16 protein-coding genes are annotated in these 23,930 nt (G+C 53.8%); 7 read left to right on the top strand and 9 right to left on the bottom strand.

Translation table 11 applies throughout. From position 1 onward, the window contains the following. Positions 1–35: 35 nt before the first annotated feature. From AB8881_10300 to AB8881_10285, 4 genes are all read right to left on the bottom strand, one after another. On the bottom strand, positions 36–3,263 hold the full coding sequence (locus AB8881_10300) for an error-prone DNA polymerase (protein ID XDZ62928.1): 3,228 nt from the start codon (positions 3,261–3,263) through the stop codon (positions 36–38). Next, on the bottom strand, positions 3,263–4,882 hold the full coding sequence (locus AB8881_10295) for a DNA polymerase Y family protein (protein XDZ62927.1): 1,620 nt from the start codon (positions 4,880–4,882) through the stop codon (positions 3,263–3,265). The genes AB8881_10300 and AB8881_10295 overlap by 1 nt, the downstream gene beginning before the upstream one ends. A 10-nt stretch (positions 4,883–4,892) precedes the next feature. Then, positions 4,893–5,891, bottom strand: coding sequence for an ImuA family protein (locus AB8881_10290; GenBank protein ID XDZ62926.1), 999 nt, complete (start codon positions 5,889–5,891; stop codon positions 4,893–4,895). 197 nt (positions 5,892–6,088) lie between these two features. Beyond that, positions 6,089–7,258 (bottom strand): M20 aminoacylase family protein, encoded by a 1,170-nt coding sequence (locus AB8881_10285; protein ID XDZ62925.1) that lies wholly within the window; start codon positions 7,256–7,258, stop codon positions 6,089–6,091. A gap of 351 nt (positions 7,259–7,609) precedes the next feature. On the opposite strand from AB8881_10285, the gene AB8881_10280 reads away from it, so the two are divergent. From AB8881_10280 to AB8881_10265, 4 genes are read left to right on the top strand one after another with little or no spacing between them, the layout of a single operon-like run. Beyond that, positions 7,610–8,908, top strand: a complete 1,299-nt coding sequence (locus AB8881_10280) for a sarcosine oxidase subunit beta family protein (GenBank protein ID XDZ62924.1) — start codon at positions 7,610–7,612, stop codon at positions 8,906–8,908. Between the two features lie 21 nt (positions 8,909–8,929). Next, positions 8,930–9,298, top strand: a complete 369-nt coding sequence (locus AB8881_10275; GenBank protein ID XDZ62923.1) for a sarcosine oxidase subunit delta — start codon at positions 8,930–8,932, stop codon at positions 9,296–9,298. Next, positions 9,298–12,339, top strand: a complete 3,042-nt coding sequence (locus AB8881_10270) for a sarcosine oxidase subunit alpha family protein (protein ID XDZ62922.1) — start codon at positions 9,298–9,300, stop codon at positions 12,337–12,339. Before AB8881_10275 ends, AB8881_10270 begins: the two co-directional genes overlap by 1 nt. Beyond that, the gene (locus AB8881_10265) at positions 12,332–12,949 is read left to right on the top strand and encodes a sarcosine oxidase subunit gamma (protein ID XDZ62921.1); all 618 of its coding nucleotides are present in this window, start codon (positions 12,332–12,334) and stop codon (positions 12,947–12,949) included. The genes AB8881_10270 and AB8881_10265 overlap by 8 nt, the downstream gene beginning before the upstream one ends. Before the next feature lie 100 nt (positions 12,950–13,049). Here the strand turns inward: AB8881_10265 and AB8881_10260 are convergent, their stop codons facing one another. From AB8881_10260 to pdxH, 3 genes are all read right to left on the bottom strand, one after another. Next, the gene (locus AB8881_10260; protein XDZ62920.1) at positions 13,050–14,603 is read right to left on the bottom strand and encodes a trimethylamine methyltransferase family protein; all 1,554 of its coding nucleotides are present in this window, start codon (positions 14,601–14,603) and stop codon (positions 13,050–13,052) included. 34 nt (positions 14,604–14,637) lie between these two features. Then, a complete protein-coding gene (locus AB8881_10255) occupies positions 14,638–17,076 on the bottom strand; it encodes an FAD-dependent oxidoreductase (GenBank protein XDZ62919.1) in 2,439 nt (812 codons plus the stop codon). Between the two features lie 210 nt (positions 17,077–17,286). Next, entirely contained in the window at positions 17,287–17,877 is a 591-nt protein-coding gene (gene pdxH / locus AB8881_10250) for a pyridoxamine 5'-phosphate oxidase (GenBank protein XDZ62918.1), read from the bottom strand. A gap of 448 nt (positions 17,878–18,325) precedes the next feature. Between pdxH and AB8881_10245 the strand changes: the two genes are divergently transcribed. The 3 genes from AB8881_10245 to aroC all read left to right on the top strand — a co-directional run bounded on the left by AB8881_10245 (position 18,326) and on the right by aroC (position 20,976). After that, the gene (locus tag AB8881_10245) at positions 18,326–18,898 is read left to right on the top strand and encodes a hypothetical protein (GenBank protein XDZ62917.1); all 573 of its coding nucleotides are present in this window, start codon (positions 18,326–18,328) and stop codon (positions 18,896–18,898) included. Positions 18,899–19,055: 157 nt separating this feature from the next. Beyond that, positions 19,056–19,877, top strand: a complete 822-nt coding sequence (fabI, locus tag AB8881_10240; GenBank protein ID XDZ62916.1) for an enoyl-ACP reductase FabI — start codon at positions 19,056–19,058, stop codon at positions 19,875–19,877. A 1-nt stretch (position 19,878) separates the two neighbouring features. Further along, positions 19,879–20,976 (top strand): chorismate synthase, encoded by a 1,098-nt coding sequence (gene aroC, locus AB8881_10235; protein ID XDZ62915.1) that lies wholly within the window; start codon positions 19,879–19,881, stop codon positions 20,974–20,976. Between the two features lie 63 nt (positions 20,977–21,039). On the opposite strand, the gene AB8881_10230 is transcribed toward aroC, so the two are convergent. Both AB8881_10230 and dxs read right to left on the bottom strand, forming a co-directional pair. Next, complete coding sequence (locus tag AB8881_10230; protein XDZ62914.1) at positions 21,040–21,837, bottom strand: TlyA family RNA methyltransferase; 798 nt, start codon at positions 21,835–21,837, stop codon at positions 21,040–21,042. Between the two features lie 62 nt (positions 21,838–21,899). Then, positions 21,900–23,828 carry a 1-deoxy-D-xylulose-5-phosphate synthase gene (gene dxs, locus AB8881_10225; protein ID XDZ62913.1) on the bottom strand — a complete coding sequence of 643 codons (1,929 nt, stop codon included), beginning with the start codon at positions 23,826–23,828 and terminating at the stop codon, positions 21,900–21,902. Positions 23,829–23,930: the final 102 nt, after the last annotated feature.

Here is a 23,930-nt window from a genome sequence, read left to right as displayed (position 1 = left end):
CCAGCCGCGGTTAATTGCAGTTACAGGATTAAGAATCAATGAAAATCGCGGCTTTTCATCCGCACCGCCCCCTTCGTGCCAGTGCTGGCATCAATATGACGCAAAAACCCATTCAGATTAAACAGTGACTCGGCAATAAAATGCACTACCGCTTGCTGGCGTTGTACGCGGCCAACCAGTCCCAAAATCTGCGCACGCAACAACGCCTCGCGGTAAGTTTCGGTTAATTTGGGCCAGATGATCACATTGGCTGTGCCCTGCCCGTCCTCAAGCGTTATGAATACGGTGCCACTGGCCGTACCGGGTCGTTGACGCATAGTTACAAGACCGGCGATGCGAAGCCGTTTGCCATCGGGCGCTTGTTGCACATGGCTGCAAAGCTGCCACCCCGCCACACCAAGCGGTTTTGCCAACAGGTCAAGCGGATGCGCCTTTAATGACAGGCCGAGGCTGCGGTAATCTTCAGCCACCGCCTCACCAAGCGGGGTCTTTGGCAAGGTGATCACCGGCTCGTCGCCGGCAAGCCGTTCGTGCTGGCGGCCGGCATGAGCAAATAATGGCATATCATGCAGCCGGTGCCGCGCCAGCCCACGCGCCGCCCACAATGCCTGTCGCCGGTCCATATCCAGACTGGAAAACCCATCAGCATCTGCAATCGCTTGTAATGATTTAGCTGACACATCGGCTTTTCGCATCACATCATCTAGGCTGGAAAAGGTCAGACCTTGCCGCCCTTTAACGGCATGATTGCCGATCACCTGACTAGCCGCAATCCGTTCACCTTCACCGCGAGGCAGCCCTTTGACCAGCCGCAGCCCAAGTCGCAAGGCATGATGCCCTGTTTTATTATCGGGGTCGGTTTCAAGACGGTGATCCCAGCCGGAAAAATTCACATCGACCGGCCGAATTGCAATACCGCTTCGCCGCGCCTCGGCAATTAGTTGTGACGGCGCATAAAATCCCATTGGCTGGGCGTTTAGTAATGCACAGATGAAAATATCGGGATAATGGCATTTCAACCATGCCGAAACATACACCAAAAGAGCAAAACTCGCCGCATGGGATTCTGGAAATCCATACGTGCCAAAGCCCTCGATCTGGCGAAAACAGCGCAGAGCGAAATCTTCATCATAGCCACGCTCGATCATGCCAGTGACCATCTTTTCACGGAAATGACCGATATCACCCTGTTTTTTAAACTTCGCCATGGCGCGGCGCAATTGATCGGCCTCGCTTCCCGAAAATCCTGCGCCAACAATGGCAATTTGCATTGCCTGTTCCTGAAAAAGCGGTACCCCAAGCGTGCGCTCTAGCACCTCGCGCAGGGCTGGTGACGGATAGTCAACCTTTTCCAGACCGGCGCGCCGCCGCAAATAGGGATGCACCATATCGCCCTGAATTGGCCCCGGACGGACAATCGCCACCTGCACCACAAGGTCATGAAAACATCGTGGTTGTAACCGCGGCAACATCGCCATTTGTGCCCGCGATTCCACCTGAAAGACACCAACCGATTGGCCCCGGCATAGCATATCATAGGTTACAGCATCTTCAGGCGGCACTGAGGCCAGCGTCACTGTCCGATTATAATGAACCCGCAACAGATCAAAGCAACGTCGAATACAGCTAAGCATGCCAAGCGCCAGCACATCCACCTTTAGCAATCCCAACGCGTCGAGGTCATCCTTATCCCACTCAATGACCGTACGCCCCGCCATTGCAGCTGGGCTGATCGGGCATAAATGGTCAAGCCGCCCCCGGGTGATGACAAAACCGCCAACATGCTGCGATAAATGTCGTGGAAACCGGCTAATATCAGCGACTAATTGCAGCACCAAGCGCAGGCGGCGATCCTGTGCATCCAGCCCCGCCGCCACCAACGCATTATCATCAAGACCGGTTTTTTCACGCCCCCATACTTCGCCGGCCAAAGCCGCTTGCACATCACGGCTAAGACCAAACACCTTGGCAACTTCACGAAAGGCGCTACGCCGCCGATAGGTGATAACGCTAGCGGCAAGTCCGGCACGGTTACGGCCATATTTCGCATAGATATATTGAATGACCTCTTCGCGGCGTTCATGTTCAAAATCAACATCAATATCCGGTGGCTCGCCACGTGCCTCACTGACAAACCTCTCAAATAAAGGCCGCGATCGCGCCGGATCAACCGCGGTGATACCAAGACAGTAACAAACTGCTGAATTAGCCGCCGAACCACGCCCCTGACATAAAATACTGCGCCCCCGCGCAAAGCGCACAATATCGAATACAGTTAGAAAATAAGGCGCGATATTCAATCGTTCGATCAATATCAATTCATGTTTTAAATAGGCACTCACCTGATCAGGGATTGCATCGGGATAACGTTTTTCTGCACCACGCCAAGTCTGAAAAGCAAGTTCCTGCATGGCGGTTCGCCCACCGGGCTGTAGCTCGTCTGGATATTCATAAGACAGATCATCCATTGAAAAATGACACAAATCAGCCAGCGCCCTTGCCCCATCAAGCGCCTCTGGCACCTGCCGCCAACGCCGTACCGCCTCATCACAATCAATCAAATGACGTTCAGCATTGCGCGATAAAAGATAGCCCGCATTATCAAGCTGTTTTTTCTCGCGGATACAGGTCAGCACGTCAGCAAGCGGACGGCGATCGGGGCTGTGATAAAGCGCATCTGCCGCCGCTGCCACACGCAGCTTTAACGCCGCTGCTGCTGCCATTAACATCTGACACCGCGCCTCATCAGCGCCATCACGATAAAGACATAAACCGGCAAATAAATGCCCCTTGGCAATTTGCTGAATGGTTTGCAAATGCGCCTGATACTGCGCATCGGGATGGCGCGGCGGCATGACCAGCAATGCGGTACTTGCCGGCAGACGGGCAATATCAGCAAGATATAGAATTGGTGCTGCCTTACTGCCGCGCATATTGGCCTCACTTAGCAGCATAGACAATCCTTCATACCCAGCACGGTCTAAAGGATGCACCAGAATATCTGGCCCATCGACAGGCCGCAATCTAGCCCCGACAATCAGCCTGATCTGATGATCTCGCGCCGCAACATGCGCACGCACAATACCGGCTAATGAATTCACATCAGCAATGCCAATCGCCGCCCATCCAAGCGTGGCCGCCTTTGCCACCATTTCATCAGGATGCGAGGCGCCTTTTAAAAAGGTAAAATTGCTATAACAGCCAAGCACCGCATGCCGTTCGGGCTGTGCTGATGATCGTATTGGTGATCGTATTGGCATCATCAGGCAAAAAATCCATGCAGAAACCAGGCTGGTGTTTCATGGCGTTCTGGCAAGCCCTCACGATATAGCCAAAACCCAGCCCCCTGATCGTCCCGCAACCGGAAATAATCACGCGTACGGGTACCAGCAGGTGCCTGCCACCATGCAGGGGCAATCCGTTCCGGCCCGGTTGCATGAATAACCTTATGGACACGCCGCTGCCAGATGAATTGAGCTGGAGGATGGTCGGGTAAAAGCGCCACAACATCAACCGGCTGCGGATAGGCAAGCAGGCGTATAGGTCGCGGCGGTGCGGTTCTTGATGCCGGATTACCAAGCCAGCCAGCTTTCTGGCCGCAATCAGACAAAATTCGGTGCGGATCAGGCAAATCAAATGATTGCGCTGCCTCAGGCTGCCAACAGCTTTGCGGTGCAAGACGCACCACCGCGCCATAGCCAAGACGCGCCACCAGCCGGTCAACAAGGCTGGCATAAGCCTCGTTATGTGTGGCATAAATGGCATCATTCTGACGCTCTATCGTCAGCCGCGGCAAGGCCGTATCAAGCGGGGCAAGCGGGCTGCAATCAAGCGATTCCATCCACCCCATTTCAAGACCAAATTCCGGATTGATCTTATCGCTCGCATTCGCCAGCAACCGGTGAAACAGATGCACATCACGGCTTGGCCGCGAGAGGTGAACATCATGGGCAAACACCATTCCATCAACCAGTTGCCAGCCAAGCCGCAAACGACGTGTCGCCATTCCGGTTTGTTCAAGCAAGGCCGCAACATCCCTTGCCAGCTGACGGATCATCGCCTTGACATCATCAGGGGCGCCGATTGGCTCGGCAAATCGACGGCATATATAAAGCGGCTTGGGCGGGCTGATCGGGGTAAAGCTTTCATCCTGATCACCAAGCGCCTGATCAAGCCGAAGCAGTAAATCAGGCCCAAAACGCGCCGCTAATGGCGCGCGGGCAAGGCCGATAATATCGCCAATAACCCTTAAACCTGCCCGTTGCATATGATCCGTTATCGCGGCATTCAGCCGTAATGCGGCGATTGGTAATGGTGCCAAATGGCGGCGCAAGCGGGCGCGGCTAAAGCTAGATCGTGTTATTTCCGGCGCCGTTTTTACGGCTGTCATCAGGCGCTGCGATGGACGCCCATAATGCGCCAACGCCCATGCCGCACCACAAGTTGGCGCCGCTGCCATGACCACACGAAGACGGCTTTTATGAAGGCGTTTGGCACAATCGGCGAGCAACCCCCGCATCCCGCCAAAAAGATGCTCACCCCCCGCAACATCAAGCCATATTCCATGAAATTGATGATCAACAGCGGTAAGGGGGCTATAGCGGCGCGCCCATAATGCAAGATGCTGCAGATCGGCATGATCAGCCGCCGGATCACATATCTCGGTTCTGACTTGTGGACATAACGCACGAGCATCGGCAAGCCGCATACCAGCGTTAAGACCAAGCATCGCCGCCTTGGCACAGCCTGCCACCACAATATCAGCCCCATTGATTTTCCGGATCAGCAAAAGTGGTACATCCAGCCGGCTTGCCCGCTGCAACCGCGATGCCACCAGATAGGGAAACCGAATATAGAGAATATGACGATAGGCCGCTGGCATAATCACACGCCTATTGGGCAATCGCTTGCGGTGGCGTTTGCAGTGGCGTTTGTGGCGGCGTTTGATCTGTCGCGACTGGCCATGCCTGCGCCAGCTTTGCCGAAATTTGCCTTGATCCGGCAGCCTTTGCCGGCCATTGATGGATTGCCAATTCGGCCTGTACTGGCGCATTGGTTGATATATCGACATGATCAACAGCATATAAATGATCACCACCCGCCTGCCAGCCCGCCCGGCATATATAGGGCCGGCCACCCCGCGCACGTTGCAGGCTTAAATCCCAGATATTATGCTGCAAGCCGTTAGGATTTGACCATATATCAAGATCAGCCGCCGGTTTGATCTGCCATGCTGTTTCAAACCCAGACCCGCCAATCGGGGCACCAAGCAAAAAGGCTGTTGCGCCATTTTCCTCGGCTGCAAGCTGTGCCCGCCTAGCCAGTCGCATCCAGTAATCAGCAGATTTCTGTACCCCGTCATATTCCATTACAACCGCGGCCACGCCTTCGGTGCGCAGAATATCATCAAGCGCCGCCAGCCGCCGTGATGGGCTTGGCGTATCAACAATCAGCAGGCACGCCGGATCCAGTCCAGCCGCCGCCAACCCATGCCCATACAGCATACCATTGCCGCCACGCTGGCTAGCCGGACACCAGACAATCAGGCCATTATCGCCTGCACCAGCTGGGCTGGTTGTTTCAGCCTGTTGGCGGGCATGATGCTGCAGCACAGCAAGAAGCGCTATGGTAAAGCCGCTAACCGCCCCATGCGCCTGCATCGCCCCTGACAAAAGATGCACCCGGCCAAGCGCTAATCCACCGGCTAACGCCTGATCCAGCGAATCGATGCCAAGCGGTAAACGTGCACCTTTCTTATGCCCGTCAACCAACGCCATTTCTTGGCGCAAGCGCGCCAAATCATATTTATTTTTTTCGTTTCTAATCTGATGATTAGACAGCATTAACCCAGATGTTTCTGCTGTTGATATAGGCTGATTCACCCGCTGCATATCGCCTACCTCTCGCCTCATATATGCATATTTTGTTCATGTTTTGTTCTAGTTTAGAATGGCATATAAGTCAAGATTTTCTATCGCTGAAAAGAGGCAAAGAGACGCCGCAAAGTGATATGGCAGCCCCGGCCGCTAGCAAATTCAAAATCACTTATTGGGCGTTATGCAACCGGAATTAATCATAAAACCGATGATTATTTGGGCAGCTCGCTCTCGACCAGCCGCGCCCAATAGCTAGCACCCGTAGCAAGCACATCATCATTAAAATCATACCGGTCATTATGCAGCATTGCACCATTTTTAGCTGGTCCAGCACCAAGCCAGATATAGGATCCCGGCTTTTCGGCCAGCATATAGGCAAAATCTTCTGCTCCCATTGATGGCGGCAGATCAGTGATAATATTTTCTGTTCCCAGAATATGCGCCGCAACCGCCGCGGCGCGGGATGATTCGTCAGCATGATTGACCGTTGGTGGATAGCCCGGTTGCCAGTCAATCTCAATTGCGCACCCATAGGCCATGGCTGTTGATGTCGCAACCTCGCGGATTGAGTCTTCTAGTAATTTACGGATATGCGGCGAAAATGACCGCGCTGTACCGCCAAGCCTCGCGGTACCGGGAATCACATTCAGCGCACTGCCAGACTCAAAAATTGTCACTGAAACAACAGCAGGCTCCAACGCCGCGACGCGCCGTGAGACGATTGATTGCAGCGATTGCACAATTGCCGCCCCACATGGGATCGGGTCAATTGCCAGATCAGGGATCGCCGCATGACCGCCAGATCCGGTGATGTGGATTTCGAACATATCCGCCGCCGCCATACAAGCACCGCTATGCACGCCAATTTTACCAACATCCATCCCCGGCCAATTATGCATTCCCCAAACGGTTTGCATGTCGAACTGGTCAAACAGCCCGTCTTTAATCATCGCCTCGCCGCCCTTGCCACCTTCTTCGGCTGGCTGAAAGATGAAATAGACAGTGCCATCAAAATTTCGTGTTTCCGCAAGATATTGCGCCGCACCAAGAAGCATTGTGCTGTGCCCATCATGGCCGCAAGCATGCATTCGGCCCGGGGTTTTCGACGCATGGGTAAATTCGTTCATTTCCTGCATTGGCAGCGCGTCCATATCTGCACGAAGACCAATGGCAGCCGTGCTATCACCATTGCCACGCAACACCCCAACGACGCCGGTTTTGCCCATTCCGCGATGGATTTCAATGCCAAATGACTGCAGCTTTTCAGCAATGAAGTTAGATGTCCACACTTCTTCATAACTGGTTTCAGGATGTTGATGGAGTAAATGTCGCCACGCCTTCATATCCTGCTCACGGTCTGCAATCGAATTAATAACCGCCATAATGACTGTCCTGACTTGATGTTGAAAATGGCTCTGGATCCGGTATTGGTTGCGGCCGGCACCCTTGATTTAACAGTGCCGCAACTAAGCCCCTGAGGTCAAGCAGCGGGCGTTGAAAAGGCATGATTAAGGCCGCGATCTAAAGCCAATTTATCGGCTTATGATCGGCGAATTGACAAGCACCACGCTTGCAGCCTAAAACCGGAGGCAATCATGTCGATTGGGCTATACCTGATGTCGTTGCTGGGCTAGGGATTTATTGCGAAATGCGCAGCATGGCAGTGCAAAAATTAGCGACAATGTTTACGCTGTCATCGTGGCGGCTTTTACAAAGATCAAAGGGTGGGTTACATGGCACAAAATCAGCCAGATCGTGGTCAACGCGGATTGCCGGGCGGCACCCCGCGCTATTCAGCTTTTGCGCTTGCCAAAAAGGCGATGAATTATCATCAGGACTGGCAGCGTGCCTGGCGCGACCCCGAACCTAAGGCTGAATATGATGCGGTGATTATTGGCGGCGGCGGCCATGGGCTTGCGACGGCATACTATCTTGCTGCGGTGCATGGCATGACCAATATTGCAGTGATTGAAAAAGGCTGGATTGGCGGCGGTAACACTGGCCGTAACACCACCATTATTCGCTCGAACTATCTTTGGGACGAATCTGCGGCGATTTACGAGCATTCGATGAAGCTGTGGGAAGGCATGTCGCAGGATCTGAATTTTAATGTCATGTTCAGTCAGCGCGGGGTATTAACCATTGCGCACAGCGAGCATGAGTTACGGGAAATGTCACGGCGCGTTCATGCGATCCGGTTAAACGGCATTGACTCAGAAATCCTTGGCCCTGTCGAGATTAAAAAATTCGTGCCAACAATTAACATCGACCAGTCGATCCGCTATCCGGTTATGGGCGGCTTCCTTCAGCGCCGCGGCGGTACCGCGCGCCATGATGCCGTTGCATGGGGTTATGCGCGCGCCGCTGATGATCTGGGCGTTGATATCATCCAGAAATGCGAAGTCACCGCACTGCGCCGTCAAGGCCGCAAGATCGTCGGCGTTGAGACTAGTCGCGGCTTTATCAAAACCAAAAAGGTTGGCTGTGTTGTTGCTGGTCATTCCAGCGTTGTCGCAGCGATGGCCGGCATCCGTTTGCCCATTGCCAGCCGCCCGTTACAGGCGTTGGTGTCCGAACCGATCAAGCCAATCCTCGATACGGTGATTATGTCAAACGCGGTGCATATGTATATCAGCCAGTCTGACAAGGGCGAGATGGTGCTAGGTGCAGGCGTTGATAAATATAACTCATACGCCCAGCGTGGCTCTTTCCCGGTTCCAGAACATATGCTGGCAGCAGCGGTTGAGCTATTTCCGGTACTGTCACGCCTACGGATGCTACGCCATTGGGGCGGCATTGTTGATACCTGCCCTGATGCTTCGCCGATCATTTCCAAAACCGATGTTGAGGGGCTGTATTTTGATTGTGGCTGGGGCACTGGCGGGTTTAAGGCAACCCCCGGATCGGGTCATGTATTTGCCGATCTGATTGCCAATGACCGGCCAAATAAAATTGCCGCGCCTTACACATTAGATCGGTTCCGTACAGGCTTGCTGATCGATGAACATGGCGCCGCTGGCGTTGCACATTAGACCGGGTTTGAGGAAAATATTATGCTAGTTATCACCTGCCCGTTTTGTGGGCCTCGCGACGAAGCTGAATTTGCCTGTGGCGGCGAGGCGCATATCGCCCGCCCCCTCGCCGAAAACAAAATTTCTGACGCGGATTTCGCCGATTATCTGTTTATGCGGGATAATCCAAAAGGGCTGTTTCTGGAACGCTGGCGGCACAGTGCCGGATGCCGGCGCTGGTTTAATGTGGCGCGCGATACGGTTAGTCACGAAATCATCGAAATCTATCCGATGGGCAGCTTGCCAAAACAGACTGCCCCAAAGGCGGCGTATAAATCGAGCTGGCGCCGTGATACGGCTGCAGAAAAAGCCGCGCTTCCATCACGCAACAAAGCTGGAGGGTCGAAATAATGGCATTTCGTTCAAACTCATCCAGCGCCACGCCAATGACGCGTCCAAATGCCACCGCCAGAATTGATCGTAACAAGCCCGTGCAATTCACCTTTGATGGCCGCAGCTACACCGGGTTTGCCGGTGATACGCTGGCATCGGCATTGCTTGCTAATGATGTTCACCTTGTTGGCCGTTCATTTAAATATCATCGCCCCCGCGGTATTTTATCAGCCGGTTCTGAAGAGCCGAACGCGCTGATCAGGCTTGGCAAAAGAGCCTATGCAGAGCCGAATTTACGCGCCACACAAATTGAGATTTTTGATGGTTTGTATGCGGAAAGCCAGAACCGCATGCCATCATTGAAGTTCGATATTGGCGCGATTAATTCGGTGCTTGGCCGGTTTTTCCCCGCTGGTTTCTATTACAAAACCTTTATGTGGCCTGCCTCTATGTGGATGAGCTATGAGCATGTCATTCGCCATGCCGCCGGTCTTGGCAAAGCGGCAGATGATCATAACGATCCTGATCGCTATGAAAAAACCCACGCGCATTGCGATGTTCTGGTTGCAGGCGGCGGGGCGGCTGGATTAATGGCTGCAAAGCAGGCCGCCAAGGGCGGCGCCCGGGTTATTCTGGCTGATGAGCAAAACGAATTTGGCGGCTGGCTGCTTGGTGAGGCCAATACTTCAATTGGGGATGTTCCCGCGCTAGACTGGATCAGCACTATGCTGGCTGATTTGGCCGCAATGCCGAATGTGACCTTGCTGCCCCGCACCACGGTTTTCGGCTATATGGACCATAATTACCTGACCTTGAATGAACGGGTTACCGACCACCTGCCAAGCCGTCCGGCGCATTTGCCGCGTCAACGGCTGTGGAAAGTGCGGGCGAAGCAGGTGATCATTGCGCAAGGCGCGCATGAACGGCCATTGGTATTTGCCGGCAATGATCTTCCGGGCGTTATGCTGGCTGGTGCCGTGCGGACCTATATCAATCGCTATGGTGTTTGCCCGGGACGGCGCGCCATCGTGGTCTGTAATAATGATGATGCTTATCGGACCGCCCTTGATCTTTGCCATGCTGGCGCTGATGTGGTGATTACCGATCTTCGCAACGACGCAAAAGGCCCGCTGATCACTGCCGCGCGGAACGCTGGTATTGAAATTCTGCAAGGCCATGCGATCATTGCCGCCTACGGTAATCGGCGGGTTGCGCGGGTTGAAATTGCACCGGTTAACGACAGTGTTACGGCAATTTCTGGCGATATTCTGCATCGCGATTGCGATCTGATTGCCATGTCAGGCGGCCTGTCACCTGCGGTTCACCTTCATTCACAAGCACGTGGTAAATTACAGTGGGATGACGCCAAATTATGTTTCCGCCCGTCAGCCACGCATGAGCCCAGCTTTAACATCGGCGCTTGTAACGCCAGCTTTGATCTTGCCACCGCCCTGAAAGAGGCAATCCGCGCCGGCACCAAGGCGGCCGCGGCGGCTGGTCATAAAACCACCGCCCTTACAGCACCTGATGTTGTCAGTGCCAAACAAAACTGGAAGCCGCTTGCCGCGTGGAAAATTCCAAACGGGCATGGGGCGGGACGCGGGCCAAAAGCCTTTGTTGATTTCCAGAATGATGTGACCGCCAGCGATGTATCGCTTGCCGCGCGCGAAGGGTATCAGTCGGTTGAGCATCTTAAACGCTACACCACAACTGGCATGGGAACCGATCAGGGCAAAACGTCCAACATCAACGCATTGGCTATTCTTGCTGATGCGCTTGGCAATGAAATTCCCGAGGTTGGAACAACCACATTCCGGATGCCGTATACACCGTCAAATATTGGGGCGATTGCTGGCCGCGATATCGGTGATCTTTTTGATCCGGTTCGCCTGACCCGCATGGATGCGTGGCACCGTGCAAATGGCGCAAAATTTGAACATGTTGGTCAGTGGATGCGCGCTTGGTATTACCCGCAAGGTGATGAAACCATCCATGACGCGGTTAACCGCGAGGTCACGGCAGCGCGCACCACTGCCGGTCTTCTTGATGCCTCGACGCTTGGCAAAATTGATATTCGCGGACGCGATGCCGCAGAGTTTCTTAACCGCCTTTATACCAATGCGTGGAGCAAGCTAGGCGTCGGCAAATGCCGCTATGGACTGATGCTAAAAGACGATGGCATGGTCATGGATGACGGGGTAACAACCCGGCTTGGTGAAAACCATTTCCATATGACAACAACCACTGGCGGTGCGGCCGGGGTTTTGGACTGGATGGAAGAATGGCTGCAAACCGAATGGCCCGATTTAGAGGTTTATCTGACATCAGTCACCGAACAATGGGCAGTTGCGACTTTATCCGGGCCAAATGCAGGTAAAATTCTGCAAGATGCCGGTATCGACTTTGACCTTTCACCGGCAGAATTTCCGTTCATGTCGATGAAGGAAGGGCATATTGGCGGGCTTCCGGCGCGTATATTCCGCATTTCTTTTACCGGCGAGCTGTCTTATGAAATCAATGTAGCGGCACGCCATGGCTTGGCGTTATGGACGCATCTGATGAAGGCCGGCAAACCGCATGGCATTACCCCATATGGTACCGAGGCCATGCATGTTTTGCGGGCAGAAAAAGGCTTTATCATCGTTGGGCAGGAAACCGATGGATCGGTAACGCCGCATGACCTTGGCATGAATTGGATTGTCTCAAAAACCAAATCTGACTTTATCGGCAAGCGGGCATTGGCGCGTGAAACCATGGCATATGACAATCGCAAACAGCTTGTCGGGCTGCTATGCAGCGAGCCATCAACTGTTATTCCTGAAGGCGCTCATGCGGTTCTTGATCCTGATCAGCCGATGCCGATGGAAATGTTAGGGCAGGTCACTTCGTCCTATTTTTCACCAAATTGTGGACGCTCGATTGCGATGGCCATGCTAAAGGGCGGCCATGCGCGAAAAGGCGAGACTGTATTCTTCCCCATGCTTGATGGCACGGTGCTTGAGGCCAAAATCGTTGATCCAGTATTTTTTGATCCAAAGGGGGAGCGTATCGATGGCTAACTCATCCAACAACAGACCTGATTTTTCTGGCCAACCAGCGCTGGCAGGCATTGCCAGCAGCAGCAGCGCCAACCCAAATGGTGGTGACGCCGGGCTTGTGTTTCGGGAAATCACCCATCTTGGCAAGCTGAACCTAAGGGGCAGCAAAAACCTCGCCGCTGCAATCAAAACAGCGACCGGCTGCCCCTTCCCGCCAAAGGCCAACCAGTTTCAATCGGCTGGCGAACGGCACGTGCTGTGGCTTGGCCCAGATGAATATTTGCTACTGTGCGAGGCGGGCAAGGAAAAGCAATTAGAGGATACTCTGACCAGCACGATCAAATCATCACAGCATTATGCCATAACGGACGTCAGCGACAGCCTATGTGTGCTGGCGCTCAGTGGGCCAAAAACCCGCGCCGTTCTGGCCAAGGGCTGCGGGCTAGATTTGCACCCGTCACAGTTCCCAGCTGGCCGCTGTGCGCAAAGTTTGCTGGCGCTTGCTGGCGTTACTTTGATGGCACTGTCAGATGATGAATTTATCGTGATATGCCGCACCAGCTTTGCGCCCTATATCCAACGCTGGCTGGCTGATGCAGCGTTGGAATATGGCTATCACTTTGCCGCCTGACCCTTGCTAACCTGACCCTTGCTAACCTGACCCTTACTAACCTGACCCTTGCTAAAAGCCTTTATTACCAGCTTTTTCGTCACCTAAAACCGGTTACAGCCTAGTAATCAGTATCAGGTAATTCTGCCATGCGCCGGTCAATAAAGGCGCGCAGCGCCTCGTCAATTGCCGGATCAATTGGCGGCGCTTCATAAGCCGCCAACATTTCACCAGCGCGTTTGCGCGCACGCGCACTGCTTTCAACACTGCCCTCAGATGACCATTGCTCAAACGTAGTGTTATCAGCCATTTGCGAGCGCCAGAAAGCGTCTTCAAAATTTGCCTGCGTATGGGCTGACCCCAAGAAATGCTGACCCGGGCCAGTTTCCCGAAGTGCGTCCATCGCCTGTCCATTTTCGCTGAGATCAATACCATTGACCAGCTTTGGCATCATCGTCAATTGGTCAGCATCAAGCAGCAGCTTGGCGTAATCGGCAACCAGCCCGCCTTCCATCCAGCCCGCTGAATGCAGCACAAAATTGGTACCGCCCATCAGTGTCGGGATCAGCGTATGGGTGGATTCATAAGCCGCTTGGGCATCGGCGGTCTTGGATCCAGTCAAAGATCCACCTGAACGGAACGGCACCCCTAGACGACGCGCTAGCTTGGCGCATCCATAAAGCACTTTTGCCGGTTCCGGCGTGCCGAATGTGGGCGCACCTGTTTGCATCGACATCGAGCTTGCAAAACTTCCAAAGATCACCGGCGTTCCCGGATTAACGGCCTGCGCAAACGCAATTCCGCTCATTGCCTCGGCAAGCGTTTGTGCCAGCGTACCGGCAACCGAAACTGGCGACATCGCACCAGCCAGAATAAACGGCGAGATCACCGTCGCCTGATTATGCCGCGCATAGACCTTTAACGCCCCAAGCATGGTGTCATCCCACGTCATCGGAGAATTGGCATTGATCAGGCTTGTCAGCACCGTGTTATTGGCAACAAAATCATCACCAAACAGGATTTTTGACATATCAATCGAGTCTTGGGCGCGGCTTGGCGCGGTGACTGACCCCATATAGGGCTTGTCGGAGTAGCGTTGATGCGCATAGACCATCTCTAGATGGCGTTTGGTCACGGGCAGATCAACCGGCTCGCAGATCGTACCGCCAGAATGATGCAAACCCGGATGCATATAGGCCAACTTTACCAGATTTTGAAAATCTTCCATCGTTGCATAGCGGCGCTCATTATTCAGGTCGCGCACGAATGGGGGGCCGTAAACAGGGGCAAAAACCGTGTTCATCCCGCCAATCTCAACCGAACGTTCCGGGTTGCGGGCATGTTGAGTGTAGGTAGAGGGTGCGGTTGCGCAAAGTTGGCGCGCAAGGCCACGCGGGAAATGTACGCACTCGCCCTGAACATCACAGCCAACATCACGCAAAATGGTCAAGGCTTCGGGATCATCGCGAAAATCGATACCAATTTCCTCAAGGATCGTTTCGGCATTGTTTTCAATGATCTCGGCGCCTTCGTCGCTGAGGATATCAAACGGCGCAATCTTGCGGGTAATAAAGGGGGTTGCGGCTTGCTGGTTACCCGATGACCGCGCGCTCCGGCGTGCATCGCGGCCGCCACCACGGCGGCTTTTGCGATCTGGTGAATTTGTCTCAGTCATTTAACACATCCTCATTAGGTGTCGTTTTAAAACGCTAGGCCCGCAGCCGCGAATTATCTGGATCGAAGGGTGAGTCCTCAAGCACGGTAACCGGCAAACGCTGATCAAGGATATCAATCATCAATTTGGTTCCCGGAACGGCCAAATCCGGCCGCACCATTGCAAGGGCAAGTGATTTTCCAAGCCGGAAACCATAACCGCCGCTTGTCGCACGGCCAACGACAGTTCCATCCTCGGTCATGATCGGATTACCGCCAATTGCATCAGCGTCGGTTGTATCATGCACCTCAAGCGTGACCATCGAATTGGCAAAACCGCGTTCCTGCCATTCGGTCAATTGCCGCTGACCTTTAAAGTCACCCTTATTAAGATGAACAAAGCGGTGCAGCCCGCTTTCCAGCGCCGCATATTCGATAGATAATTCTGTGCCGACGAGGCGGTAGGATTTTTCCAGCCGCATTGCATCCATCGCGCGAATACCAAATGGCTTCAACCCAAACTCGGCGCCCGCTGCCATTAATGCATCAAAGATATGGTTCTGATACTCAATCGGATGATGCAGCTCCCAGCCCAGCTCGCCAACAAAATTCACCCGGATTGCCATTGCTGGTGCCAGATTGACATCAATCATCTGGCCAGACAGCCATGGAAACGCCGCATTCGATAAATCGGCACGGGTGATTTTCGCCAGAATATCTCGCGCTTTCGGGCCTGCCAAAACCAGAACACCAATCGCATTGGTTAGATTGTCAAACCGAACCGAACCATCATCCGGCATATGTTTTTTAATCCAGTCATGGTCAAGCCGCTGACCCGCCCCGGCAGAAACCAGATAAAAGCTCGTCGCACTTTCGCGCTGGATGGTAAATTCAGAATGCACACCGCCGCGTTCGGTCAACGCATGGCACAGCGCCACCCGTCCGACTTTCTTGGGCAGTTTATTGGCAACAAGATAATCCAGAAACGCCTCGGCACCGGGGCCAGAAATGCGCGCTTTGGCAAATGCCGACATATCAAGCAAACCGGCATTTTCAGTCACATTGCGAACTTCATTGCCGATATGCTCGAAATAGTTTGACCGGCGGAACGACCAGTGATCTTCCTGCGGCACCCCTTCGGGCGCGAACCAGTTAGCCCGCTCCCAGCCAAATTTCTGTCCAAAGACGGCGCCCAGCGCCTTTAGCCGGTCATAACAAGGGGCGGTGCGAAGCGGCCGGCCTTCGGTTCGTTCTTCATCCGGGAAATGCGTGACAAAGACATTCGCATAGGCTTCTTCGTTCTTTACTTTTAAATAGGACTGGGTGGCATAGCTGCCATAACGGCGGGGGTCGACCCCCAACATATCAATCGTTGGCTCGCCCTCAACAATCCATTCGGCAAGCTGCCAACCGGCACCACCAGCTGCTGTAATGCCGAAACTATGGCCCTCATTCAGCCAGAAATTTGGCAGATCCCACGCCGGCCCGACAATCGGGTTGCCATCAGGCGTATAGGCAATCGCGCCATTATAAACCTTTTTCACCCCAGACTCGCCAAACGCTGGGACACGGTGCATTGCCGACTCGATATGCGGCTCAAGGCGCTCAAGATCTTCTTGGAATAACTCATATTCCGAATCGTCACTTGGCCCATCCATATAGCAAACTGGCGCGCCTTTTTCATAGGGGCCAAGGATCAGGCCACCAGCCTCTTCACGCATATACCATTGTCCCTCAGAGTCGCGAAGGACGCCCATCTCATGCTTGCCATCACGATGACGTGCCTGAATATCGGGATGCGCTTCGGTAACAATATATTGATGTTCGACCGGAATAACCGGAATATTCAACCCCACCATCGCACCGGTTTTTCGCGCAAAATTACCGGTTGCGCTGACCACATGCTCGCAGGTGATATCGCCCTTATCAGTGGTGATTTTCCACAAGCCATCATCGGTTCGTGAAATCGCTGTTACCGCCGTATTCCGGTAAATTTCCGCGCCACGGTCTCGCGCGCCCCGCGCCAGCGCTTGGGTCAGGTCGGCTGGCTGAATGTAACCATCTTCAGGATGGCGAATGGCCCCGACAAGGCCTTCCATATTTGCCATTGGCCAATAATCAAGAACCTGTTCTGGGGTCAGAAAATCAACCTTGACTCCGATGGTGCTGGCAACACCGGCATATTGGCGATATTCATCCATCCGGTCCTGATTGCTGGCCAGACGGATGTTGGAAACATTGCGGAACCCGACATTCATGCCGGTTTCTTCCTGCAATTCCTGATAAAACTTGACCGAATATTTGTGAATTTGGCCAACCGAGTATGACATATTAAACAACGGCAACAGGCCAGCAGCGTGCCATGTTGAGCCTGATGTTAATTCCTTGCGTTCAACCAGAACGACGTCACTCCAGCCTTTTTTCGCCAGATGATACAGCGTACTGACACCAACAACGCCACCACCAATAACAACAACACGCGCATGCGACTTCATGCTAGGTCTCCTGCAAAGAGTTAAGCTAAATCTGCGGCGTGCCAAAAACGGCTACCCCGCTCATTTGCGGAGTCTACGAGGAAAAATTGGCGAAAAGCGTCTAGCAAACGACCGTATTTTGACAAAAACAGGCGCGGCGTGCCGCAATCAGACAAAAACCCGCCCGACCATGCGTTTTTTAGCACTATGCGAAACTGCGTAATCAGCCGGTTACGGGTTTAAGCGCTTGATATCCCAGCTGCCATCGCTTTGCAGAAGAAACCGGAAACGGTCATGCAGCCGGTGTTCGCCATCATGCCAGAATTCAATTTCCTGCGGTTTTAGGCAAAAGCCGCCCCAATGTGGTGGGCGGTCAACCGCGGCGGTAAATTGTGCTTCATAGCGATTGACCTCGGCCGCAAGCGCGCTGCGGCTTGCCAGCGGGCGGGACTGCGCCGACGCCCAAGCGCCAATCTGGCTGCCGCGTCCACGACTATTGAAATATTCATCCGATTGCGCGGCGGTCGCCTTGCCAACATCGCCGACAACCCTTATCTGACGCCGCTGGCTTTTCCAATGGAGGCAAAAGGCCGCCTTGCCGGTGGCAAGCAATTCATCCGCCTTGCGGCTTTCATAATTGGTGAAAAACAGAAACCCGTCAGGCGACCAACGCCGCAACAGAACCATCCGCACCGACGGCATGCCGCCAGCATCAACCGAGGCTAGCGCGATCGCGTCCGGATCATTGATCTCGGTTTTGACAGCTTCGTCATACCAGTCTTGGAACAGGGCGAAAGGGTCGGTTCCGACGATAATTTCCATAGGGGCTGTCTCCACTTAAACGATCTAAAATTAACCTATCAGCAAGATGCAGTATCAGGCCACAAGATGCAGCACCAAACAAGTTAGGCGCGTAATAATTACACCGCACCACCTCGCACCACCTCGCACCGCGCTTCACCTAGATGTAGGGGCTTGCTTGGCAGGAAGCAACGCAAGCCAGACCGAATTTTGATCTTTCTTTCATTCCAATGCCGAAACCAACCATAGATTTGCCATAATCATGCAGCATGATACTATTGTATCAAGAATTAAAATCGTTCTGACATGACGCAGGTGAATACCGGCTATGCCGTTATCGGCGCCACAGCTGTCAGCGAAAAGACCGGAACCAGCACGACTGGAACCAAACATTTGGACCAAAAGATAGGCCATAACATGGGCCAAAACATTACCGCGAACCCTTACCCCGAAACTCAAGAGGTGTAACATGACCAAAATGACAAAAAAAATGCCAGTTTGCTGTCGCTTTGCGCCCGCGGCCGCAATTATTGCCGGATCACTTGCGATCAGCAGCGCGGCCGCAGAGACACGCATTGAAACAGTTGTTGGCACAGTGGTGGATACCATCACGCTAACATCGACCTACATTCGCAAAACACCAACTGATCAGCGCAGTTGCCGTACTGTCGATGTGCCGATTTATGCCGAGAGCGAGGGTAAGTCAGACCTTGGCTCAATGATTATAGGCGGTCTGATCGGCTCGGCTGTTGGTAATAAATTGTCCGATAATGAAGGGGCTGGTGCCGCGGGCACGGTTGCTGGCGCATTGCTTGGCCGTGAACATGCCAAAAACCAGAAAAATAACCGGGTGGTCGGTTATAAGCAGCAGGAATCTTGCAGCGTAACCACAGTGATGGTTGAGGAAAATATCAGCGAAATTACTGGTTACCGCAACCATATCGAACTTGATGGCAAGATCGTCAAGCTGGAGAGCAAAACCCCATTGACTGTTGGTTCGCGCGTCGAAGTGGTCCGCCGTACCAGCTATTCACTCCGCTAATCCAAGCAGCAACCCTTTTTAAGTACAAACATATCAGTGATGATCCGTGATTTTCACGGCATCACTTGTATGTTTGGCCTGTGTTGGAGTAAACTCCGGCCATCGGCGCATAACAATAACTCGTATCACTATCTTTCGATGAAAAGGGCAGTCACTTATGTCAAACACAGCATCATCATCTGGCGTCATGGCGGGCAAAAAAGGCCTCATCATGGGCGTTGCCAATGACCGTTCAATTGCTTGGGGTATTGCGGCCAAGCTTGCCGAACAGGGAGCTGAGCTTGCTTTCACCTTTCAAGGTGAGGCATTAGAAAAGCGTGTTGGACCACTTGCTGCGTCAGTTGGCAGCGATATTGTCATGCCATGCGATGTAACCGATGAGGCCAGCATAGATGCGACTTTTGCGACCTTGAAGGAAAAATGGGGTACGCTGGATTTTGTGCTGCACGCAATTGCCTATTCGGACAAGGAAGAATTGAAAGGCGGCTATGTCGATACAAGCCGCGATAATTTTGCGCGCACGATGGATATTTCAGTCTATTCCTTTACCGCCGTTGCACGCCGCGCCGCTGCCATGATGAATGATGGTGGCTCGATGCTGACCCTTACCTATTACGGCGCCGAGCGCGTGATGCCGCATTACAACGTGATGGGCGTTGCCAAGGCCGCGTTGGAGGCGTCGATCCGCTATCTGGCGGTTGATCTTGGCGGGCGTAATATTCGGGTGAATGGCCTGTCTGCCGGCCCGATGAAAACGCTTGCTGCGTCAGGCATTGGCGATTTCCGCTATATCTTGAAATGGAACCAGTATAACTCACCGCTTAAGCGCAATGTCACGCTTGCGGATGTTGGTGGGGCGGGTATGTATCTTTTGTCCGACCTCGCATCAGGCGTCACCGGCGAAACCCATCACGTCGATTGCGGCTATCATGTTGTTGGCATGAAAGCTGTCGACGCCCCTGATATTTCAGTTGTCTAAGATGTCAGATAACAGTTTCGGCACGCTATTTAATGTAACCAGCTTTGGCGAAAGCCATGGTGTGGGTATTGGCTGTATTGTTGATGGCGTGCCGCCAAACCTGCCGCTAAGCGAGGCGGTGATCCAGCCCTATCTTGACCGCCGGCGCCCCGGCACCTCTAAGTTTGTTACCCAGCGGCAAGAAGATGATCAGGTCGAGATTCTATCAGGGGTTTTTGACGGCAAAACTACCGGCACCCCGATCGCTCTTTTGATCCGCAACAAGGATCAACGCTCGAAAGATTATGGCGAGATCGCTAACCAGTTTCGTCCCGGGCACGCTGATTACACCTATCAAATGAAATATGGCAATCGCGATTATCGCGGTGGTGGCCGTTCATCTGCGCGTGAAACCGCTGTCAGAGTTGCGGCTGGTGCCATTGCCGATCAGTTCCTAAAGGCCGTCCTTGGTGATGTTTACCAGGTTCGCGGCATGGTAACCCAGATTGGCCCGCACGCCATTGACCGCAGCAAGATCGATTGGGACGAGCGGCAGAATAACCCGTTTTTCTGTGCCGATGCGGCGACCGCCACTAAATGGGAGGCCTATCTAGACGGCGTACGCAAATCCGGATCTTCAGCAGGTGCGATTCTTGAGATTGTTGCAGATGGTGTTCCGGTCGGCCTTGGTCAGCCAATCTATGGCAAGCTGGACGGCGAATTGGCCGCAGCGATGATGAGCATTAATGCAGCCAAAGGTGTTGAAATCGGCGGCGGCTTTGCGCTTTCAGCCATTGATGGCAGCGTTGCTAGTGATGAAATGCGGGCTAGTGACAATCTCGCTTCGCCAAGCTTCCTAAGCAATCAGGCTGGCGGTGTTCTTGGCGGCATTTCCACCGGCCAGCAAATTGTGGTGCGGGTCGCAATCAAGCCAACATCGTCAATCCTGACGCCGCGGCGTTCGATTGATCGTGACAACCAGAATGTCGATGTTGTGACAAAAGGGCGGCATGACCCTTGTGTTGGTATTCGCGGCGTACCGGTTGCCGAAGCGATGATGTCATTGGTGCTGGCTGATCTGTTGATGCGGCACAGAGCACAATGCGGGTTTAATCTCTGATCAGGTTTGCAGCCTCTAGAGTAAGTCCGCAGCCTCTGGTCAGGCTAGATTGATCCGGCGCGCCTATTCGGGCTTTTTGCCAGCCAGCAGAAATTCGCGATTACCATCAGGCCCATCAATCGGGGATGGAACAGTGCCAATATGGTGCCACCCCATTTCAGTGACCAGCCAGCCTTCGATATCGGCAATAACCATGTCATGCAGATGCGGCTCGCGGACAATCCCGCCCTTGCCGACAAGGCCCTTACCAACTTCGAATTGCGGTTTGATCAGCGCCAATAGATCAGCACCGGCAGCGGCCATATCCATCGCTGCCACAAGCACCTTTTTCAACGAAATAAATGACGCGTCACACACAACCAGCTGTGGCGGCTGCTGCAGCATGTCAAGTCGAAGATAACGCGCATTTGTGCCATCCAGCACAGTCACACGGGCATCGGCGGCCAATCCGGCGGCCAATTGCCCACTGCCAACATCAATCGCCACCACATGACCCACATGATGCGACAGCAACACCTCGGTAAAGCCGCCAGTGCTGGCACCTATATCAAGCGCATAACGGCCCGCTACAGCAATCATCGGGAATGCCGCCAGCCCACCCGCCAGCTTTATGCCCGCCCGGCTAACCCACGGATTACCCGTCGATGTCACCTCAAGATTGCACTCTATTTCCAGCAGCTTTGAGGCTTTTAGAACCGGCTGACCATCGACCAGAACCGCACCCTCGGCAATAAGGTCGCGGGCACGGTCACGCGACCGGGACAGTCCGCGCGCCAACAACAACGCATCAGCGCGCAGCTTTGACGCCAGCCCAGCTTCAGCCTGTATGATATCCTTATTTGGCTTTCGTGATTTTCCCACGCCTGACAAACCCTTACAGCCGATATATGGCGAAAGAAACGATGCGCCCGACATTTACCGCATCATGCCGTGGTGCCTTTGATGGTCCGGCCATCGGTCGTTATTGTGGGCCGCGGCATTATTTTTGTCGCCGCCGCATAGACCCCATCAGCATCGAGACCGGCCATGGCCAGTTGACCTTGCTGGCTGTCATGGTCGATAAACGCATCCGGCAAGGTCAGGGCGCGCGCCTTTAGCCCGCCATCAAGATGGCCCTCATTCGCAAGATAGCTCATCACATGGGCAGAAAATCCACCCGGACTACCCTCTTCGACGATTATCAACGCCTTATGTTGCGTCGCCAATTGATCAATCAGATCAGTGTCCAGCGGCTTGGCAAACCGCGCATCCGCAACGGTGACTCTGACACCCTCGGCGACAAGCCGGTCAGCCGCATCAAGCGCAGCCGCGGCCCTTGTACCCAGCGACAAAATCGCCAGATCACTGCCCGTGCGTAAAATCCGCCCCTTGCCGATTTCCAGCGCCTTACCCACGTCTGGCATGGCGCATCCAACGCCGTCACCGCGGGGGTAACGCAATGCCGACGGTCCGTCATCATAGGCAGCCGCAGTCGCAACCATATGCACCAATTCCGCCTCATCAGACGGGCACATAATGACCATATTGGGCAGACAAGACAAATAGGCCAAATCATAAACACCAGCATGGGTTGCCCCATCAGCCCCGACCAGCCCAGCCCGATCAATGGCAAACCGCACTGGCAGATTCTGCACCGCAACATCATGCACAAGCTGATCATAGCCGCGCTGCAGGAAGGTCGAATAAAGCGCACAAAATGGTTTCATCCCCTCGCACGCCAGCCCCGCCGCAAACGTAACCGCGTGCTGTTCAGCGATACCAACGTCGAAAACACGGCTTGGAAAACGGGCTTTGACCTTATCAAGACCGGTGCCGGACGGCATTGCCGCAGTAATCGCCACAATCTTCGGATCAGCTTCGGCAGCGGTGATAAGGCTATGTGCGAAAACCGACGTATAGCTTGGCAGATTGCCGCCTGATTTTTGCTGGGTACCGGTGATAATGTCAAATTTTGGTACCGCGTGATATTTTTCCGCAGACGGGCTGGCAAATGGGTGTCCATGGCCTTTTTCTGTCACCACATGCACCAGTACCGGCCCGTGCGAGGCCGAGTCACGCAGATTTTTAAGTACCGGCAGCAAATGCCCCATATCATGCCCGTCAATCGGCCCGATATGAGTAAAACCTAGCTGGCTAAAGACCGAGTTACCGCCCATCAGATCACGCGCTGCATCTTTGGCCCGCCGCGCGGTGCGTTCAATCTCGGCCGGAAAATGGCTTGCCACTTCACGCATTAAATCACGGATTGAATGATAGGGCTGTGATGTAATCAGCCGGGAAAGATAGCTGCTCATCGCGCCAACCGGCTGCGAAATTGACATATCATTATCGTTCAAGATGACGATAAGCCGGTTATTCATCGTGCCGGCATTGTTCATCGCCTCATAGGCCATGCCGGCGCTCATCGCACCATCACCGATCACCGCAATCACATTGCGCGCAACCCCCTGCATTTCGCTGGCAACCGCCATACCGAGGCCAGCCGAAATTGATGTCGAGGAATGCCCCGCACCAAAGGGATCAAATTCAGACTCGCTACGCTTGGTAAAACCCGACAGGCCGCCCTTTTGCCGCAGGCTATTGATGCGATCGCGTCGACCGGTAAGGATTTTATGCGGATAGGCCTGATGTCCAACATCCCAGATCAACCGGTCTTCGGGTGTAGAAAACACATAATGCAACGCCACCGTCAGCTCGACAACGCCAAGCCCTGCGCCAAGGTGACCACCAGTTTTTGATACAGCCGAGATCGTCGCCGACCGCAGTTCATGGGCAAGCTGCGGCAATTCAGCCTCGCTAAGACGCCGAACATCATCAATCTTGGTTATGTGATCAAGCAATGGTGTCCGCATCAACCCTAATGTCCCGTAATCCTAAACCAGATAATTTTACACCAGCAATTGATGGTTTCGTTCTGGCGTGCCGCACCGCCGCTTGCAATCACATATTCATGT

The sequence above is a fragment of the Alphaproteobacteria bacterium LSUCC0396 genome, from assembly GCA_041228345.1.
GTDB lineage: Bacteria > Pseudomonadota > Alphaproteobacteria > Puniceispirillales > Puniceispirillaceae > UBA3439.
This window is presented reverse-complemented; position numbering and strand designations above follow the sequence as displayed.

Bases quoted from the DNA above. Each gene is read 5' to 3' on its own strand.
- AB8881_10300 (XDZ62928.1), bottom strand. From the start codon at position 3,263: ATGATGCCAATACGATCACCAATACGATCATCAGCACAGCCCGAACGG.
- AB8881_10295 (XDZ62927.1), bottom strand. From the start codon at position 4,882: ATGCCAGCGGCCTATCGTCATATTCTCTATATTCGGTTTCCCTATCTG.
- AB8881_10290 (XDZ62926.1), bottom strand. From the start codon at position 5,891: ATGCAGCGGGTGAATCAGCCTATATCAACAGCAGAAACATCTGGGTTA.
- AB8881_10285 (XDZ62925.1), bottom strand. From the start codon at position 7,258: ATGGCGGTTATTAATTCGATTGCAGACCGTGAGCAGGATATGAAGGCG.
- AB8881_10280 (XDZ62924.1), top strand. From the start codon at position 7,610: ATGGCACAAAATCAGCCAGATCGTGGTCAACGCGGATTGCCGGGCGGC.
- AB8881_10275 (XDZ62923.1), top strand. From the start codon at position 8,930: ATGCTAGTTATCACCTGCCCGTTTTGTGGGCCTCGCGACGAAGCTGAA.
- AB8881_10270 (XDZ62922.1), top strand. From the start codon at position 9,298: ATGGCATTTCGTTCAAACTCATCCAGCGCCACGCCAATGACGCGTCCA.
- AB8881_10265 (XDZ62921.1), top strand. From the start codon at position 12,332: ATGGCTAACTCATCCAACAACAGACCTGATTTTTCTGGCCAACCAGCG.
- AB8881_10260 (XDZ62920.1), bottom strand. From the start codon at position 14,603: ATGACTGAGACAAATTCACCAGATCGCAAAAGCCGCCGTGGTGGCGGC.
- AB8881_10255 (XDZ62919.1), bottom strand. From the start codon at position 17,076: ATGAAGTCGCATGCGCGTGTTGTTGTTATTGGTGGTGGCGTTGTTGGT.
- pdxH (XDZ62918.1), bottom strand. From the start codon at position 17,877: ATGGAAATTATCGTCGGAACCGACCCTTTCGCCCTGTTCCAAGACTGG.
- AB8881_10245 (XDZ62917.1), top strand. From the start codon at position 18,326: ATGACCAAAATGACAAAAAAAATGCCAGTTTGCTGTCGCTTTGCGCCC.
- fabI (XDZ62916.1), top strand. From the start codon at position 19,056: ATGTCAAACACAGCATCATCATCTGGCGTCATGGCGGGCAAAAAAGGC.
- aroC (XDZ62915.1), top strand. From the start codon at position 19,879: ATGTCAGATAACAGTTTCGGCACGCTATTTAATGTAACCAGCTTTGGC.
- dxs (XDZ62913.1), bottom strand. From the start codon at position 23,828: ATGCGGACACCATTGCTTGATCACATAACCAAGATTGATGATGTTCGG.